Source organism: Brevundimonas sp. MYb52, from assembly GCF_002979535.1.
In the GTDB taxonomy this organism is placed as follows: domain Bacteria; phylum Pseudomonadota; class Alphaproteobacteria; order Caulobacterales; family Caulobacteraceae; genus Brevundimonas.
The window spans coordinates 174,104-191,880 of the sequence record NZ_PCPB01000001.1 but is presented as its reverse complement, the minus strand read 5'-3'; the positions used below and the strand labels follow the sequence as shown (position 1 = coordinate 191,880).

At 63.0% G+C, this 17,777-nt stretch carries 17 protein-coding genes and 2 pseudogenes; 8 read left to right on the top strand and 11 right to left on the bottom strand.

Going from position 1 to position 17,777, the window contains the following annotated elements:
• The first annotated feature begins 152 nt into the window (after positions 1-152).
• The 6 genes from CQ039_RS01035 (at position 153) to CQ039_RS01010 (ending at position 7,484) form a co-directional block, all read left to right on the top strand.
• Positions 153-932, top strand: a complete 780-nt coding sequence (locus CQ039_RS01035) for a helix-turn-helix domain-containing protein (protein WP_105562035.1) — start codon at positions 153-155, stop codon at positions 930-932.
• Positions 925-2,436, top strand: coding sequence for a hypothetical protein (locus CQ039_RS01030; RefSeq protein ID WP_105562034.1), 1,512 nt, complete (start codon positions 925-927; stop codon positions 2,434-2,436). Before CQ039_RS01035 ends, CQ039_RS01030 begins: the two co-directional genes overlap by 8 nt.
• On the top strand, positions 2,370-3,686 hold the full coding sequence (locus CQ039_RS01025; protein ID WP_105562033.1) for an HlyD family secretion protein: 1,317 nt from the start codon (positions 2,370-2,372) through the stop codon (positions 3,684-3,686). The genes CQ039_RS01030 and CQ039_RS01025 overlap by 67 nt, the downstream gene beginning before the upstream one ends.
• On the top strand, positions 3,686-5,857 hold the full coding sequence (locus CQ039_RS01020; RefSeq protein WP_105562032.1) for a peptidase domain-containing ABC transporter: 2,172 nt from the start codon (positions 3,686-3,688) through the stop codon (positions 5,855-5,857). Before CQ039_RS01025 ends, CQ039_RS01020 begins: the two co-directional genes overlap by 1 nt.
• 73 nt (positions 5,858-5,930) lie before the next feature.
• Positions 5,931-6,182: a hypothetical protein gene (locus tag CQ039_RS01015; protein WP_105562031.1), complete on the top strand. Its 252-nt coding sequence runs from the start codon at positions 5,931-5,933 to the stop codon at positions 6,180-6,182.
• A gap of 57 nt (positions 6,183-6,239) precedes the next feature.
• Complete coding sequence (locus CQ039_RS01010; RefSeq protein ID WP_105562030.1) at positions 6,240-7,484, top strand: radical SAM protein; 1,245 nt, start codon at positions 6,240-6,242, stop codon at positions 7,482-7,484.
• A gap of 43 nt (positions 7,485-7,527) precedes the next feature.
• Here the strand turns inward: CQ039_RS01010 and CQ039_RS01005 are convergent, their stop codons facing one another.
• The 6 genes and pseudogenes from CQ039_RS01005 to CQ039_RS00985 form a co-directional block, all read right to left on the bottom strand.
• Complete coding sequence (locus CQ039_RS01005) at positions 7,528-7,845, bottom strand: hypothetical protein (RefSeq protein WP_105562029.1); 318 nt, start codon at positions 7,843-7,845, stop codon at positions 7,528-7,530.
• Positions 7,846-7,963: 118 nt separating this feature from the next.
• Positions 7,964-8,305 carry a hypothetical protein gene (locus CQ039_RS01000; RefSeq protein WP_105562028.1) on the bottom strand — a complete coding sequence of 114 codons (342 nt, stop codon included), beginning with the start codon at positions 8,303-8,305 and terminating at the stop codon, positions 7,964-7,966.
• Positions 8,306-8,398: 93 nt separating this feature from the next.
• Positions 8,399-8,659: a hypothetical protein gene (locus CQ039_RS16740; protein ID WP_233190094.1), complete on the bottom strand. Its 261-nt coding sequence runs from the start codon at positions 8,657-8,659 to the stop codon at positions 8,399-8,401.
• Between the two features lie 133 nt (positions 8,660-8,792).
• Positions 8,793-8,954 (bottom strand): annotated as a pseudogene (locus CQ039_RS16930) (helix-turn-helix transcriptional regulator); the annotation flags it as partial.
• A 16-nt stretch (positions 8,955-8,970) separates the two neighbouring features.
• Positions 8,971-9,384, bottom strand: a complete 414-nt coding sequence (locus tag CQ039_RS00990) for a helix-turn-helix domain-containing protein (RefSeq protein ID WP_158255961.1) — start codon at positions 9,382-9,384, stop codon at positions 8,971-8,973.
• 647 nt (positions 9,385-10,031) lie between these two features.
• Positions 10,032-10,184 (bottom strand): annotated as a pseudogene (locus CQ039_RS00985) (integrase); the annotation flags it as partial.
• A gap of 44 nt (positions 10,185-10,228) precedes the next feature.
• Here CQ039_RS00985 and CQ039_RS00980 point away from each other — a divergent pair.
• Positions 10,229-10,474 (top strand): hypothetical protein, encoded by a 246-nt coding sequence (locus CQ039_RS00980; RefSeq protein WP_233192715.1) that lies wholly within the window; start codon positions 10,229-10,231, stop codon positions 10,472-10,474.
• Between the two features lie 9 nt (positions 10,475-10,483).
• Here the strand turns inward: CQ039_RS00980 and CQ039_RS00975 are convergent, their stop codons facing one another.
• The 5 genes from CQ039_RS00975 to CQ039_RS16485 all read right to left on the bottom strand — a co-directional run bounded on the left by CQ039_RS00975 (position 10,484) and on the right by CQ039_RS16485 (position 17,069).
• Positions 10,484-11,053, bottom strand: a complete 570-nt coding sequence (locus tag CQ039_RS00975) for an alpha-ketoglutarate-dependent dioxygenase AlkB (RefSeq protein WP_105562025.1) — start codon at positions 11,051-11,053, stop codon at positions 10,484-10,486.
• A 5-nt stretch (positions 11,054-11,058) separates the two neighbouring features.
• Complete coding sequence (gene dinB, locus CQ039_RS00970; protein ID WP_199183523.1) at positions 11,059-12,135, bottom strand: DNA polymerase IV; 1,077 nt, start codon at positions 12,133-12,135, stop codon at positions 11,059-11,061.
• Between the two features lie 312 nt (positions 12,136-12,447).
• The gene (locus CQ039_RS16735; protein ID WP_105562023.1) at positions 12,448-14,340 is read right to left on the bottom strand and encodes a hypothetical protein; all 1,893 of its coding nucleotides are present in this window, start codon (positions 14,338-14,340) and stop codon (positions 12,448-12,450) included.
• Between the two features lie 194 nt (positions 14,341-14,534).
• Positions 14,535-16,031: a DHA2 family efflux MFS transporter permease subunit gene (locus tag CQ039_RS00960; protein WP_105562022.1), complete on the bottom strand. Its 1,497-nt coding sequence runs from the start codon at positions 16,029-16,031 to the stop codon at positions 14,535-14,537.
• 12 nt (positions 16,032-16,043) lie between these two features.
• The gene (locus CQ039_RS16485; protein WP_146112118.1) at positions 16,044-17,069 is read right to left on the bottom strand and encodes a hypothetical protein; all 1,026 of its coding nucleotides are present in this window, start codon (positions 17,067-17,069) and stop codon (positions 16,044-16,046) included.
• Between the two features lie 273 nt (positions 17,070-17,342).
• On the opposite strand from CQ039_RS16485, the gene CQ039_RS00950 reads away from it, so the two are divergent.
• Positions 17,343-17,753: an OB-fold nucleic acid binding domain-containing protein gene (locus CQ039_RS00950; protein ID WP_105562020.1), complete on the top strand. Its 411-nt coding sequence runs from the start codon at positions 17,343-17,345 to the stop codon at positions 17,751-17,753.
• Positions 17,754-17,777: the final 24 nt, after the last annotated feature.

Here is a 17,777-nt window from a genome sequence, read left to right as displayed (position 1 = left end):
GGCGCGCGAGGGAGGCCCACTGTCAATACGGCTCGAATTTCAAGAGGTTTCGTTTCAATCCGGATGCCGGACCCTTTTCGCGTAACATCGCTTGACAGAGCCATTTACGATTGTGCAATTGTTCGCACTGGTTGTGCTTCGGGAGGGCGCAAGTGGCTTTGGCGCTGGTCGAACTAGATGAATCCAGGTCGTTTGACTGGCGTCAGATTCCGACTCATTTCGTCATCGCCCTGGCGCCCCACAGCCGCGACCCGCGCGGCGTGGTCATCGATCTCAGAAAAGAACAGGCTCCGCGGCCGATTCCGGTCGACCGCTACATTGTCCTCTGCACCCTGCCGCTTGCGACCGAAGCATACGATCCGGCGGACCGAATCAACGCCCGACTGACGTCGGGCGCCGTGAGTTCCCTGCCCCTGAGAGATGAACTGGACAGGTTTCTCAGCCGCGCTCGCGACGAAGACCTTGACCTGATGGCTCGTCGGGAGTTGCGGTTGCGAGGAAGCTTGCTGATCGCCATGGCTGCGGAAGCCTCGTCTGCAGGGTCGGACAGCGCATCCGCGTCTCGCGATCGCCGGACGCTAGAGCAACTGACCGCCCATATTGACACTCATCTGGCGGGATCTCTCAAAATCGAGGACCTGTGCCGCGCCACCCGTCTGTCACAAGGCCAGCTATCCCGCCTTTTCGCGGACCATTACGGCACCACGCCCGCTGCCTATGTTCTCGGGCGACGCTTGGACGTCGCTCGCAGTCTGGTCGAGCAACAGCACGCATCGCTCGTCGAAATCGCCTTCGCAACCGGGTTCTCAAGTCAGGCGCATTTCACTGCCGCTTTTAAGGCGCGCTGGAGCACGACACCCGGGCGACTTCAGAAGCCGCCCTCGCCTCAAACCTCATCGCCCCCGTCCGAAAAGGTCTCCCTAGGTGCGTAAGATTTTTGTTTCCACCGGTCTGGCCATCACCACCCTCGCATTTTCGGCCTGCGCTGCCCAAACGCCGCTCGTTCAACTGACACAGTCCGGCTCCGGCGTCCGCCTGCGCTACGAAATTGACGCTCCGGACCAACGGGATGGGAGCGCCCGACAGATTACCGATGGCACGGAAATCGCCTTGTTGCGCGACGGCGACCCGGAGGCCTTCACGATCGACGTCCCCTTCGAGGCGCGAAAGGCGATGTACCCGATCGTCGCCGACGTCGGCGACCAGGCCTGGTTCGTCTATGCACCGGCCGTTCTCCCCGAATGCCTCGGCGCCAGCGTGATCGACATCCGCACCGACCGGGGCGTCACCCGCACCGCTTGCCGCAATGGCTCCTACGTCGTCATACCCCGCACTGACGAGCCGCTGACTGATACGCTTTCGGCGAAAAACTCGCCGATCGCGCAGGCGATCGGGTCAGCATCTGCCTCCACATTGCAATCCCTTGAACGTCGCCTTGGCTCGCCCTCTGCCGTGAGCCGTTTCATCGGCGTAACCGTGACGCCAAACGCTCCCTCAGGCATCGTCGCCCATGTCGATCGATCCGGCACAGTCCTGTTTGAAGTTCGTCCGGCCTTTGAGGCAGCGTTGAACGAGGACGTTCTCCGGACCCAGGTCCGCCCCCTCCTTCGCCACGAACTGTTCCATCGCTGGAACATGTCCGAAACGGCCGCGTCCGCAAATCTGCCCGTCTGGGTCTATGAGGGCGCGGCTGAGTACGTTGGCGGTCTGATGAGTCTGGAGGAGAAGGACTTTTCCCCCGTCGAGTTCAACTGGCTGCTCGGCGCGAGGTTGAACCGCTGCCTTGAGGCCGTCGGCGATGGCGGCCTTGAGAAAATCGGGCGCGGCCGCGTCGAAGACTATGATTGCGGCGCAATCGCCAGTTGGCTTCTGGATCTGGACCTCCGCCGTCATGGTGCAGACCACTATGAGTTCTGGCGCGCCCTTATCGGACGCTCGGCTTCGACGACAGGGAAAGGCTACGACTGGCCAGCCATGGAAGCAGTATTTGAGGCCTCGGGCTGGAACGCCCCGACATGGCGCCTGTTCGTCTTCGGCGGGAAGGTGGAGGCGCTAGCCGAAGCCATGAACGCCGCCGGGGCCCGTGTGACTTATGAAGGCGCTGCCGAAGACTATCGCAAGGCCCTCCTCCAGCCCCTGCTCGCCGCCAACTGCACGTCACGCTCCTACGGCTACTTCGATGACCCATCCGGTGTGACGCTCGATGTCGATACCCGCTGTCCGACCTTACCGAGTCAGGCGCGAATTGCCTCCGTCGCCGGCTTTGACGTCCGTTCCGCCTCGCTGCAGGCCTATGAGGCGGCCCGCAACGCCTGCGAACAGCAAGACCAGATCGAGGTTGTCGCCAACGACGCCCGGATCGCCCTGAAATGCGCCCGCTTCGAGGCTCCGAAAGCCAGCTTCCAGGTTCTGGACTCCGGCGTTGCGCCCCAATGACGCTCTTCCGGCAGGAGGCGGCTCACGCCCTCGAGCGTCGGATCGAAGGAGAGGTCAACCTCGCCGTTCCGCTCAGCACCCGCACCCTTACGGCGACCCTTCTGGCCCTTGTCGTGGCGGCTGTCACCGGGGCTTGCATCGTCCCCTACGCCCGCAGGGAACTTGTACCTGGCGTCATAACCCCCTCCTCCGGTCTGGCTCGCCTGGCGTCACCTGCGAGCGGACGCGTGGAACGCCTGCTCGTAGAGGAGGGGCAGGTGGTGGCCCGGGGTGAAGCCCTGATCGAGATCGTCGCTTCGGACACCATCCTGACGTCGTCGATGCAGGTCGCTGAATTGTCGGCCTTAGCGAACGCCTCCCTCGAACGCGAGCAAGCGGCGGTGCAGCGTCGCAGCGAAGCGGAGCGCCAGACTCTTGAAGCGGATCGCGCGAGACTTACCGCCCTGCTTGCCGCCCAGCAGGCCCGCCTCGTGGGTGCCCGCCGCAGAGTGGAGGGACGGCGGCAATCTCTCGCCCTTGCCGGACGCGACCTCGCCCGGATCGAGCAACTCGCCGGCAACGGCTTCGCACCCGAAAGAGAGCGAGCCCAGCGAGCCACGGCGGTGATCCAGGCCCAGGCCGACCTCGACGACGCGGAAAGCGATGTACTGACCCTCGGCGGCGAAATCGAACAGACCCGCAGCCTCATCGAGGCCGGACGACAATCGGAACTCCGGCGACAGGCTGAACTCGACGGCGCCGATACGCAATATCAGCAGCAACGCGCCGAGATTGGCGCGAGGAACCGCTGGGTCCTGACCAGTCCCATGGACGGCCGTGTCGCCGCGCTTTCGGCCTCCCCCGGCGACCCGGTCACAAGTGATCGGATCCTGGCGATCGTGGTGCCCCGGGACGCCCGTCTTGAGGCGGAGCTCCAGGTACCCGTCAGGTCGATCGGAATGATGCGGACCGGTCAGCCCGTGCGCCTCCAGTACGACGCCTTCCCCTATCAGCGTTTCGGCTCCGGCGAGGGCTTCATCACCAGCATTGCCGGAGCCCCCACGACGGTCACCTCAGCCCCAGTTCCCGGACAGGGAGTCGAGCCCGTCTACAGGGTGCGCGCAAGCCTGAGTTCCCGGGAGATTTTGGCCTACGGGCAAAGATCCAATGTCCAGCCCGGCATGACGCTACGGGCTTCGGTGGTTACCGGCAAGCGCACCCTAATCCAGTGGTTGACCGACCCTATTCGCGACGCGGGAAGACGCGCCTGATGCTGGACATCCTTGAGACACGTTTTCGCAGGCGCCGGAAAGTTCAGCCTGTGCTTGCAAGCGAGGCCGCCGAATGCGGACTGGCCTGTCTAGCTATGGTCGCCAGGCACTACGGGCATGATATCGACCTCAATAGCCTGAGGCAGAGGTTCAGCGTCTCGATCACAGGCGCGACGCTGCGCCAGTTGATCGACTATGCTGACAGACTGAACTTCTCGTCCCGGGCCCTGCGGGTCGAACTGCAAGGGCTCGACAAGGTCCACCTGCCTGCCGTCATCCACTGGAACATGGCGCACTTCGTTGTTCTGGAAGACGTGGGCAAAGACCATGTAATTATCCTCGACCCCGCGATCGGACGGCGTCGCGTCGCATGGGACGAGTTGTCCCGCAGTTTCACCGGCGTCGCCCTCGAACTGCGACCGGCAGCGGACTTCAAGCCCATATCGGACAGGCGCCCTGTCCGGGTATCGGACCTCTGGTCAAAGTTGAGCGGATTGCCGGGCGCTGGCCTTCAACTCCTCGTGCTCTCGGCGATCCTGCAGCTGCTGGTCTTCGTCGCGCCGTTCCAGTTGCAACTTGTGATCGACGGAGCCCTTGCCCAGAGCGACGCCCCCCTGCTGGCGCTGATTGCTATAGCTTTTGCTGCCATCGCCCTGACGACGGCCGTCGTCGAGGCCATGCGGGGCTGGACCCTGTCAGTGCTGATAAACTCGATGAGTTATCAAGTACTGGGCAACGTCGTTCGCCACCTGCTCCGGCTTCCGCCTTCTTTCTTCGACAAACGACATGTCGGCGACATCATGTCCCGCCTGTCCTCCGCAGCCTCGGTCCAGGAAACCCTAGCCCGCGGATTGCTATCGAGCGGCATCGACGGCTTTATGAGCGTCGTCGCCATCGTCATCATGCTTTTCTACGCGCCACTGCTCGCATGGATCGTCATGGGCGCAACGGTTCTGACCGCATGCTTTGCCGCCGCCCTTTATGGCCCCATGCGCCGTGCATCCGAGGCGCGGCTGGCCGAAGTCGCGCGCGAGCAGACCTATCTCATGGAGACCGTCCGCGCAGCCTCGATCATCCGCCTGATGGGCCGGGAAGCCGAGCGCGAGGGAGGATGGCGGAACCTGTTCGCAAGAGCCACCAACAGCAGCATCATGCTCGGCCGCTTCAACGTCGCCCTGCAGTTCACGCAGTCCCTGACCGGCGCGCTCCAGCTTGTCGCCGTCCTTTATTTCGGCGCAAGAATGGCGCTGACTGGAGAAGGCTTCACCATCGGCATGCTCACGGCCTTTCTGGCCTATCGCCAGATCTTCACCGACCGCGCCAATGCTCTCATCGGGACTTTCATCTCATTCCGTCTGGTGAAGTTACATCTCGAACGGCTCTCGGATATTTCCCATGCTGGCGCCGAAGACGACCGATCGGGCGGCGACGATTTCGTCGCCAAAGGCGACATCGTCCTGGACCAGGTGGCGTTCGCCTATGACGAGGGCGGCCGACAGATCATCAGCCCGACCAGCCTCACCGTACGTGAAGGCGAATTTGTCGTGATCACCGGAGTGTCGGGCGGCGGCAAGACCACGCTGATGAAAATCATGACAGGCCTGCTTCAGCCGACGTCCGGAAAGGTGGTGCTATCGGATCGTCTGGCCACACCCAACATCTGGCGTCGCTGGCGCGAGCAAGCCGGTTTCGTGTCCCAGGACGACCGGCTGTTGTCAGGCACCTTGGCCGACAACATTTCATTCTATGATCCGGACCTGGATATGGCGCGGGTCAAGATCGCTGCGGCTTCGGCCTGCATTCACGACGATATCGCAGCGATGCCGATGCAGTACCTTACCCTGGTCGGCGACATGGGATCCTCTCTGTCCGGCGGACAAAAGCAGCGCGTCCTCCTCGCCCGCGCCCTCTACAGGAACCCCTCCATCCTGTTCCTCGATGAAGGAACCGCCAATCTTGATGAAGCCACGGAAAGCCGGATCGTCGAACTCGTTTCCAGGCTTCCGATGACACGTATCGCTGTAGCTCATCGCCCCGCCCTCATAGCGCGCGCCGATCGCGTACTGGAAATGCGGCGCGGCGAGCTCGTAGAGCGCGAACAGAACTTGGCGAAGGACACCGCGCCTTCCGCGCGACGTGAGCCGCAGGATTTAATAAAACAATCCGCATGATCTGTAAGACGAACAGAGTTCAGCCCATCAATCTCCTAATTGCGCAATAATGCGCCGAGTATGGAGAACTCAAATGAGCAAATCCCTGGCCGCTGAACTGGAAAATCAATACGGCGCCGCCGCTTCGGAATCGCCCAACGGCGTGGTCATGCGTCTGCTGACGGCCGAAGAGATCGATTTCGTGTCGGGCGCCGGCGAGCACGCCATGGGCTTCGGTTCGAGCTATGCGCAGAGCGGTCCGGGCAGCTTCGCCCAAGGCATGTTCTCGAGCTACGCGCAGAAGCACGAAGCTGAGAAAGAGCAAGAAGTCCAGACGGCGGAATAATCAACCAAGGCGCCGCCACCGGTGGCGGCGCCTTCATCCTGCTTCCGGAAGTGAAAATTGACCTGGTCCACTCAAAAACTGAAAGTCCGTCGCCTGCAGGTGATCTTCAAGGTCGTGGAACGCTGCAATCTCGCATGCTCGTATTGCTATTACTTTTTCGGCGGGGATCAGAGCTACAGGGAGCGACCTGCCCGGGCGTCCCTCGGCGTCGCCGAGCAACTGGACCAGTTCCTTCGCGCTGGCGTCGCCGCGCTCGACGTCAATGAAGTCGATATCGTGTTCCATGGCGGGGAGCCCATGCTCCAGCGCATCGGCGATTTCGATCAGATGTGCGAACAATTCAAGGCGATTGCTACCCCGACCTGCCGGGTGAACCTGGCCATCCAAACCAATGGAACCCGTTTCTCTCCAGAATGGAACGAGGTCCTTCTACGCCACCGGATCGCCATCGGCGTCAGCGTTGACGGCCCACCCGAGGTGAATGACCCCAATCGGCCATTCCACAATGGCAAAGGCTCTACCGCGACCATCGAGCGCGGCCTCGCACAACTGCGCAGCGGCGATCTGGATTTCTTCAACCGCCGCGTTGGAAGCCTCACTGTGCTTGACGCCTCCCAGAACTATCGTGAAGCAATGGACTACTTCGTCGACGTCCTCGGCATCACGACCCAGGGCTATCTTCTTCCAGATTGCAGTCACGACGACGGCATTCCAGGCAATCAAACCGCACAGGATTACGGAAACATCCTGTGCTCGATCTTCGATGCCTGGGTCGCGAGAGGTGATCTTTCGGTCCGAGAAATCGCCAACCTGCTGCGCCGCTTCCAGAAGGCCTACGTATCGGAGGCTGGCAAAGCCGCAATGGAGCGCCTGGCGGCCGACAGGGTTCAGATTCTGCCCAATCATGTACTCGTCGTCCACTCCAACGGGGACCTAAAGGTCGACGACAGCTACATCCCCGCGGCCGCCTGGCAGCAGGCCGCCCCGGTCGCAAATCTCGCATCCACCTCGCTGGAGACCTACCTGCGCGATCCGTGTTTTGAAGAGCTCTATACCGCCCTGCAGACGCCGCCAGACCAATGCACCGGTTGCCGCTGGCTCGCGATCTGCGGAGGCGGAGACCTTGAGAACAGATGGTCCTCCGCCAACCGGTTCAACAATCCCTCCATATTCTGCGAAGGATTGAAGATGTTCTATGAGCGGGTCGTGTCCTACCTAATCCAGCACGGATATCCGGCAGAGGACATCGCCGCCCGTTTGACAGGCCAGTACGACCCCTTTGTTGCGGGATACGCCGCCTAGGGTGCTGATCCGCGCACGCCAAAAACGCCGTAACAGCGGCGCCTCAGGAACGGGCGTCCGACGCGAACAACCACTTTGACTCGAACGGCCCGACCATCATCAGGCAGAGAAGCGCCAGCCCCATGATCCATCGGATCAGGACATTGGTACGCAGAAAAAGATCCGGCTCGACGAGTCCGACGACGTGGGTCATGACCGTCACAAGCTGGACGGCCGCCGCGCCTATCAGCCACCACCGGTCAAAACGGTTGCTCAGAAGAAGCAGTAGAACGAAGGCGGACGCATCCACCGCCGCCACGCCTGCACGCCAGCCTTCAATCTCGAACGGCGTGGCAAAATGGGTCGCCGCGAAGGCGGCCATCACCGTCGCAGCCGCCAGACGTTCTGGCCTCCGACCCTTAACCATGCACCAAAGGAGGCTGGCGAAAGCCAGCCCCCAATAGCCCAGTATGGTGTGGGAAGCGGTCAGCTCAGAGACCTCAGGCGACAGCGCTCAGGCGCGCTATCGTCCTGATCGGACGATCGTCTTCAGGCTTGGCCTCGGGGCCAGCCAGACGCCAGTCTATACGCATCCTGTCGGCGTCCGCCTTCATCTGATGGTGCGCCGCGACGACCGCGGCCCGTGCGGCGCCGACCGTGCTCATCGCCGCCAGGATGTTCTCAAGGGCATCCTGGCCCACGACAGCTGAAATCCGGTTGTCCACCCTGCCCGTCGTCATGCTTGCAACGAGTTGGGCGGCTTCCGACAACGCCTGATCAAGGGCGTGCTCAGTGGAATAAAGGCGACGGGCGAGCTCCTGGCCGAATGCGGTGCGAGACATGGGTATTGCTCCTGTTTCTTGGCTACTGGAGGAGCGCGTGGACCGACGCGAGTACGGCCAGCATCACCACCAGCAAAAGTGCGGTGATGAGGATCAGACCGACCCGAAGCGCGAAGCCGCGGGGTGGGACGAGAGGGATTGAGAAGAAACCCTGCTGTGCGCCAGCGCGCCCAGGGCCAGGATCTCTCTCAGAAGTTCCAGGGGAGGAAGCTTCTGCGCCGTGGTCCGCGTAGCGTGCGCCATATGCATGACTGCGGCTTGATGCGGAGCCCGTTCGCAGGCCTCCTCCAGGAGGAAATGAAGGTCCTCCCAACTCCACAGCGGCAATGTCTCTTGCGGGATCGTCTTGTGCATCAGCGGCTCCTCTCGACCCAACCGATGCCACGTCATGGCTCCCGATTTCGATCCGGGAAAAACCATCCCCATAGTGAGTATGCAGGAAGCCTGCCTGGCGGATCAGTTGGACCCCCCCCCTGCTGCTCGTGACGCCCAGTTTCTTTCGCACCTGCGCCAGATGCGATTCCACAGTTGCGGTCGCCAACCCCATGCGCTGGGCGATCTGCGAGGCCTGGAGGTGATCCGCCACGCCTTCCAAGCATCGCCTTTCCTGAGGTGTCAGGCGCGCGACCTTCTCTGCAACTTCATTCATGGCAGGAACCGACAAGCTATCCCGTCGCCCCGTCCAGAGGCGTCGCGGCTCTTCTGCCCTTTACGCGCTCCTTTCGGCCATCAGCGGACAGGGCTTGCTGGAAGGTGAGCGCGACCTCGAGCAACAGACTGAGCTTTTCTGTCGGTAACGCGCTCGCGACCGCATACAAGGCTTGAAGATCCGATCTCTCCGAAGCGGACACTTCCCAAGGAACGAGCGCTGCCAGTTCGCACCCCAGGGCTGCGGCCACCTTTGTCAACACAGCAGCCGATACACGGTTCGAGCCGGCCTCATACTTCTGGATCTGTTGGTAGGTGACCCCCACGCGCCGCGCGAGTTCGGCCTGGCTCCAGCCCAAAGCCAAGCGTCGCGCCCGGACACCCGCGCCGATCCCGGCATCCATTTCATCAGTTGTCTTCAGTCGAGGCATCAGGCTCACCATGTGTCACGCACGCGGAATTCTATAGCGTTCGCCGCCCAAGAAAATTCCACAGTGAAACTGCGCTATGAAGCAGGGTGCCGACAATCGCGAAAAATATACCAATGCCCCAGCTTCAGGGCCGCGAAGAGTGAAGCCCCTGGCCGACCGTTCAAGAAATTTGCAAAAATCTCATGCAATTTCGAAATACTCGATCACGAAAATCTCTTCCCCTCCCATCTCCTTCCGCCGTTGGAGACAATCTTGTGAAATCGAAGATAAATAACCGTGCAGAAACGCGAAAAACGCCACGCAATAACCTCGCAACCTCGCTCGTTCAACGCCTCCTTATGCCTGAAGAGCTAGATTTCGTGAGCGGCGCATGCCCGGGAACCGACTATTGTGAGATAATTATCAACTGGCCTCCCTCGGATTACTCTCAAATGAACACCGCTGAACATAAGTAACAGCGAAGACGAAGCCCGCGCATAAATTTCGCGCAGGAAAGAATTAGCTGAACGTTAATCTACCTTTGCCTTCCCCAGATCGAGCGCGTGCCGAGTTCGAAGCGCTCGATCTGCTTCCTGCCTCAGGATTAAAACGACCCGCCATGCCCTCCCGAATCGAAAGGTCGGGCGAGTATCCCCGCCCTGCTCCTAAGCATCCACGGCGTTGGACCACTCCTGGGCCATATGCCGGCGCTGCATCTCGAACTCGGCCTTGTTGTATACGCCTCGCGACGAGCGCTCCTCGCGCGCTAGGCCCTTCTCGATCCAGTCCGAGTTGAACCCCATATCGTGCAGGAGGGGCGAGGCCGCCGCGCCCGCCCCCTTCACCCTCACCGAGACAGGGCGCCTTGAGCCCCTCTCCGCTTAACCGCCGCTGGACCATCGGCCACAGCCCGAAGAACGACGCGCCCCGCCTGACCCCGGCCTGGGAGGCCGCCATACGCCTCCTGATGGACTGGCCCGCTCACGGGGAGGCGGCCGCCCTCGTCCTGGCGCGTCCCCGGGAAGCCCGGCAGGCTCGCCCGATCTCTGCGGACTGGGCCTCTCGCCTGGCCCAGCGTTGTCCCGAAGCCGTCGACATCCTGGCGCGTTAGACGCTCCGGTCAGGCCAGGGTCCTGAAGGTGATGGAATAGCGCAGGGCCGTCATCGGCGAGATCGAATGCTCCCAGTCTCTGCGCGCCTCACCTGACAGCCGATAGGCCGATCCAGGCGCCAGCGGCGCGGCTGACCGACGCCATCCCGTCCCGTCCTTCCGGCGTAGGCGCATGACGCAGGGCGCGAGAAAGGAGACGCCGAGGATCTCCCCGTAGACCGGCCTGTCACGATGCCAGCCGATCCCGGCGCCGGGGGCGTATTCATTGACGAGAGCCTGAACGAAGGCCGTTTCATCAAGGCCGAGCCGACCGGTCAGACGCCCCAGAAGCCCCTTCAGGAAATCCGGCCAGGGCGCGGCCATCTCCAGTCGACGTCGGTCATGATCATAGCGGCGTCCGAAGGCGGCGATCTGTCGGAAGCCTTGGTAGCCCATGTGCTCATAAGGCCTGAACTCCAGCCGCTGCAGTTGTTCGATCACCCCTGCCTGCTCGCATGCCGACAGAACATCGGGCCAATAGTCGAAGCCCTGAGGCACGGCAGGCTGGGGCGCGTGCCCGAACAGATCCGCCTGGAGCATGGCTGTCACAGCGCCAGTTCGCCGGACGCAGGCTTCGGCGAAGCCTTCTCCAGATTGGACAGGGTCACGCCGACGAGGCGTACGCCCCGGGTCGGCGGATAGAGGGATCGCACCAGCAGGCGGGCGATCTCGCGCAGGCGCGCCTTGGAGGCGACCGGCTCATTGAAGGAGCGGCTGCGGGTCGATTGCTGGAAGTCCGCCCATTTGACCTTCACCGTCACGGTCCGGCCAAGCGACCCGGCCTTCTCGCACCAGGCCCAGACATCGTCGGCCATCTCGTCCAGCCCGGATTCGATCGCCGCCGGATCAACCAGGTCGCTGGCGAAGGTGGTCTCCGACCCGCTCGACTTGCGCTCGCGATCCGGATTGACCGGGCGATGATCCTCTCCCCGCGCCACGCCATGGTACCAGGCGCCGGACTTGCCGAAATGATGCTGCAGGAAGGCCAGGGACTGACGCCTCAGGTCCGCGCCGGTCTCTATGCCCAGGCGATTCATCTTCTCCGCCGTGACCGGCCCCACGCCATGGAAACGCTTGACCGGCAGGGCTTCGACAAAGGCCTCCCCTCGCCCGGGCGGGACCACGAACTGGCCGTTCGGCTTGCGCTGGTCCGAGGCCAGCTTGGCCAGAAATTTATTGTAGGAAATCCCGGCCGAGGCCGTCAGGCCGGTCTCCTCGAAGATGCGCGCGCGTATCTCCTCCGCCGTCGCCGAGGCCGCCGGCAGTCCCCGGATATTGGCGGTGACGTCGAGATAGGCCTCATCGAGCGACAGGGGTTCGATCAGATGGGTGTAGTCGGCGAAGATGGCGTGGATCTGCGCCGAGACGGCGCGATAGACCTCGAACCGGAGCGGCGTGAAGATCAGTTCCGGGCACTTCCGCAAGGCCGTGCTCGAGGGCATGGCCGACCGCACGCCGAAGCGGCGCGCCTCATAGCTGGCGGCGGCGACCACGCCGCGCGAAGCGGCGTGGCCTACGGCGACGGGACGACCGCGCAAGGCGGGATCGTCCCTCTGCTCCACCGAGGCGAAGAAGGCGTCCATGTCCACATGGATGATCTTGCGAGGTGCTTCCGTTCCCATCACAGGCGCCATCTAGCAGCGAAAGAACAAAACGGGAACTTATTTCGCCTGACGACGTCAGTTGCTGGAAGATAGGGAAGCTCCCATGCCTCACCGGGGCAAGGGGCGTCCTTGCGCGTCCGTGATCCCCAGGGCGACATCCCATTCATTGACCTCGGCTTGTTCAGTTCCGGCGGCAAGGATCAAGGTGAAGCCGCCCCCGGGTGGGAACTCGACCGCATGAACTGTGTGGCCGGCCTCCTCCACGGCGCGTATTCCCCTTTTGAGGCTGGCCCTTGAAAACGTCGCTCGCGTCCGGCTCCCTCCGCTCATCTAAGCCGCCTCCCAGACCCGGTTCAGGACCTGGGCCGCCAGCGCCGCCTTGTCCTGCGGGAGGAAGCGACCGTAGTGGTCGGCGACCGTGGCCGGCGTGTCCTGGATGGCGTAGCTGGCCTGCTCGTAGGAACCGGTCAGCTTCAGCACATGGGTCGCCAGGACGTCCCTCACATTGTGCGGCCCGTGGGGAAGCAGGCCCGGGATCGCCCCCCTCCCCGTGTAGGGGTTGTAGATCCCGTAGCGCTGGATCACCTGACGCCAGGCGCTGTAAAAGGTGTGCTGGTTGTAGGCAGCGTCGCGGCTCGAGGTCTTCACGGTCTTGACGAAGAAGGTGCCTGGATCGCGCGAGCCGTTCAGCAAGGCCGGTCGATGGCGTCCCACATAGGCGTCGATCCAGCCATACAATCCGCCGAGGTCCGGCAACAGAAGCCGGAACGGGCGTTTGGAAAAGTAGGCCGAGCCGGAGTTCTTGAAGGCCACGCAGGGAATGAAGACCTCCCAGCCGCCTTCCCTCTCGCTCCAGCGCAGTTCGCCGCACCGCCGGGTCTCCAGTTCCCTCTCCGGAGTCGGCGCGCTCCCCCGCGGACGCAGCAGGAGTTGCCGCAGGTTCTTCTGCCTGACCCCGAGGTGCAGGCCCAATCGCAACATCAGGAAGGACCGGACCGCCTCCGCGGCGGCCCGGGGATAGCGCCTCTCTTCGGGCATGCGGCGCAGGATCTCCTCGGTGATCTTGCGATACTCCCCGACAGGGCTCGCCGCTTCGAGAATGGGCAGGATGGGCTCGAACGGATCCCGATGGACCCTGGCGACCCGCTCAATCTCCTTGGATCTGGCCAGGGCATGGCGATGCACCTGCTCGCAGGCGCCGTCCCAATCCCCACAGATTCGATCGATCTCCTCCTGCGCGACAACGCCGGGAATGGGACGCAACCGCTCCGCCAGCCACGGGCTCTGCCTCAGCCACCCTGTCTGGCTGCGCGAGAAGGCCGCGCCGAGCAGGAGCATTTCGCTCTCCCAACCGGTGAAGAAGCCCCGGCGTCGCTCGCGCCACTGCACGTACCAGTCCCAGACCGAGGGCAGGACGAGCAGCCCGAAGGTCAGGTCCCCTCGGGGCACGCCCAAGCCGCTGACCTCGTCATCAGGCAGGGCTGCCAGGGCGCCGAACAGCAGCGCCAGATGCTCCTCGCGCTGCGCCGCTGTCTCCGCGCCCCATACGCCGGAGCGCTGATAGCCGATGTCCGTGAGCGTCGCCGACTTGAACCGCAGGAGGGCGTCCATTTCAGCCCTGAGCTGTGTAGGGGCGGCCAGTTCGGACGGTCCGCTTCCGTCAAAGCGAAGCGCGAACCGATGCTTCGAAACCATTGAATGATAACGATGATAAGCCGTGCCGCCGGACAGGATAGTCGAGCGCACCCAGGCCAGGATCTCCTCCTGCTCCCCGGCAAATCTTTCATCGAAGTCGTCCGGCAGGTGCCAGGCGAGGCGACGGGATTCCGCGTACTGCACCTCGGGCGGAACCAGGCCGGAGAGCGCGCGACGCCGTTGCAACCGCGACCGCAGATAGCCAGCCTCCAACTGATAGCGATGCTCGATGATATCGAGAACCTTCAGGCTGGCGGGGGTCTGCGGGACCTTCAGTCCCCGCCGCCAGGCCGCGAGGGTCGTCCGGTCTGTCAGCCCGCCGGCGACCACGATGGCCCGGTGCAGGCGATGAGCGTTCTCTCCATGCCGGCGGATCTGGAGATCCAGTGCGGCGTGGAAGTCCCGGGGGTCATCATGAACCTCCCACAAAGCATCGGGATGGACGACGACGGGTAGCGGCGGGCGGCCTCTCCTTCTCTGAACGGGTTCGCCAACCGGCGGGGAAACGACAAGCTTCGAACTGCGCACAAAAACTCCACTGGAAACATCGCCTTACAGGCGACGGGTGGAGAGACGAATGCAGAGCCCCCAGACCCTAAATGCTGGCGAAGAATTTCGGGGATTTGTCAGCACCTTCCGGAAGGAAGGGCTGGTCTCACCCACAATCGATCACTACTTCGCCGCCTGAGAGCAGACACCGAACACCGACCTCCCGGCCGTGACTAGCGCCGCTTCGGTCCGGTCAGGCCTCCGACAATTCCGGCCGCTACTGCGCAAGCCGCACAGGCCAGCATCACGACGCGGAAGGAGGCGTGGAAGGCTTCGACGGCGCCTGAATGTACAGATCCACCCGCCATCACCTCTCCAAACACCATCCGGGCGTCGGGCTCGTCCACCCGATCAACGAACACTGAAGACACAAGCGCGCCCAACAAGGCGACGGCCAGCAGACCCGCTATGCGCGCCACGGCGTTGTTCACGCCGGAGGCCACTCCGGCGCGCGCCGGTTCGACCGCGCCCATGACCGCCGCAGTCAGCGGCCCGACCGCGAGCGTCATGCCGATCGCCAGCACGGTCATTCCCGCCAGAGGTCCATCAACATAGCCCGCGCCTGGCCGAGGCAGGGCCAGCAAGCACAGACCGATCCCGGCGAGGGCAGGCCCGAAAGCCAGCGACAACCGCGCCCCAAACCGGTCGGCGAGGCGTCCCGCCAGCCCCGAGAAGAGGCCCATGATCACCGCAAAGGGCAACATGGCCGCCCCTGCCATCGTAGCGCTGAAACCCTGGACCCGGATCAGGTCGAAGGGCAGGAAGAACATCGCCCCGCCCAGCGCGAAATAGAGCAGCAGGGTCAGCAGGTTCATGCCGCTGAAGACCGACGACCGGAACAGGGCGAGCGGCATCATGGGATAGCGTTCACGTATCTCGACCAGCAGGAAGCCAGCCAAGGCCGCGCCTCCATAGACAAGTCCGATGATGACGGCGCGATCGCCCCAGCCCCGATCCGGCGCAGCGGTCAAGCTCCACGTCAGGGCCGCAAGGCCGGTCATGGCCAGAAGGGCACCCCGCCAGTCGAGACCGCGAGCGTTGACATCCCGGCTCTCGGGTATGGCGCGCCAGGCGACGACCATCGTCAGGGCCGCCAGAGGAACATTGATCCAGAAGATAAAACGCCAGTCTGCATGGTCTGACAGCCAGCCGCCGACAAGCGGCCCGACCATCCCGAAAAGGGCTCCGGCGCCCGCCCAGGCGCCGAAAGCTTTGCCGCGCTCCTCCGGCGGGAAGGCCGAACCAATGAGGGCAAGCGCGCCAGGCGTCAGCAGCGCCGCCCCGATGCCCTGCAAGGCTCGGCCGCCAATCAGCACCTCGACGGTCGGTGCCAAACCGCAGACCATGGAGGCGAGTGCGAAGACGCCCACACCGATCAGAAAAACCCGGCGGCGGCCGAACCGGTCTCCCGCCGCGCCGCCGATTAGCACCAGCGCACCGAGCGTCAGAAGATAGGCGTTGGAGATCCACTGGACTGCGGCCGGACCTGCTCCGAGATCGCGCTGGATGGCCGGCAAAGCCACACCCAAGGCTGAGCCGTCGATGAATGTCAGGCTGGAGCCCAGAACCGTGGCGATCAAAACCCAACGCTTGCGCGCCGCGGTGAGAGATTGAACGGGCGCAAGGGCGCCCTGCACCTGACCGGCGTCGCAGGGGCCGCGAATGGACATGATAGCGCTCCGCTATGCGAGTGCTGCTGCAACCTCGGCGGAAAGTTCCACAATGTGGTCGGGCCGCACAGAGTGTAACGGTTTCAGACCATGGCCGATCTTAATTCCGGTCGTTTCACGTTCGATCCAGAATTTTTGATTCGTCTCGCTATGCTGCCCCCATGCCGAGATGGCTAGGCAACTCTTCGATGAGAACAAGTTCTGCAAATCGGATAAGACAACGCGAGCGCGAGTTAGATCGACGTTGAACGCGCGCAGCGCCTCCGCGGCCGCAATCGCTTGAGGTCTTGTCAGCATGTCAATCGCTCCACCGGCCAAGACAGGCGCGAGGAAACCTTCGAGCAAGAACCGATTGCGATGCAGTTGCTGAACGAAGCCTACAGCATGCGCAAAGGCGCCGACGCCGGGGGCCGAGGCCACAATTCGCCGTTCCCACACCCGATTGCCACGGTCATCTGCCCTTTCTGTCGGCAGATTGTGCATCAAATTATCGCCTTCACGCGACTTCAGGAGTGCATTGATCCTTTGTCCTCCGAGGGCCTCGACCACCGCGGCCTTGAGGACAATCAGGCTGCGCAGCTGATCTCCGATTATGTCGCATTCCTGCAAAAGCAGGCCGACGGTGGGGAGGCAGCCAGCAAGGAGCAAACGAGCGCGCAACTCGACCTTGAGCGCGTTAAATTCTCGCTCCTGGGCCTGAAAGGTGCCCTCATCGAAATACCGTCTGCCGCATCGGTTCCCCATCATCCGTAGCGTGCCTTCCTCCGGCAGGAAGGTCAGATAGCCCTCGAAAAACTTTGGATGTCTGTCGCAGCAGATCGAACACGGCGTACGGCTTTCGAGCCCACCTCGCAGACGACTCGGAATCGAGAACAGAGCCAGGATCTTGGGGGCACCGCCCGTAGGGTGCTTTGTGGTCGTCAGAGCTGGCCAATCCTGCGGAGCTCCGGTTCGCTCGACGAAAGCAAGAAATTCCGCGATCCGCTCAATGCGCGGTGGCGCGGTGAACACTTCGCCTACACGCTGGCTGAGTTCCATCTTAGATTCCGCCGCGAAGGTGGCAGGGAACGCTACAGTGTTCGCGGTTTGTGCTATTTTTTACGAGTCCCTCTGACTTTGCAATGCCTCACTCCGAGCGAGAGCCGAATAAGGAACCGGCTGACTAACAAGCGAGCTCCTGTACCCCTGCGTAAACCGACAAGCCAATTGGCGAAACGGATACAGGCTTCGAACTGCGCACAAAAACACCACTGGAAACATCGCCTTGCAGGCCAACGGTGGAGCGAGGATTGCGCAGGGCTCGCCCCCTAAATGCTCTCGCTGGTCCTTGTGCGTCAGAAGCCCGGCAGCGCCAAGGGGGTGATGTTCATCACCATAGAAGACGAGACCAGGGTGGCGAACCTCGTCATCTGGCCGAGCCTGTACGAGCAGCACCGCCGTGTCGTGTTGTCCGCCAGTCTGCTCGTCGTCGACGGCAAGGTCCAACGCGAGGGCGACATCGCCCACATCGTCGCGACCAAACTCCACGACGGATCGGATCTGCTGGCCTCTGTCGGCCATAGCTGCGGAACCTTCCCCCTGCCCCACGGTCGCGGCGACGAGGTCCATCATGGCAACCTCCCGGATCCCTGGGGTGCACCGTTCCCGCATAAAGCCCGCGACATCTACACCCCAGACCTCTCGCTCGACGCCATCAAGGTCAAGGCCCGGGACTTCCGCTGAAGCCGACAAAGGGGCGCTCCGGCG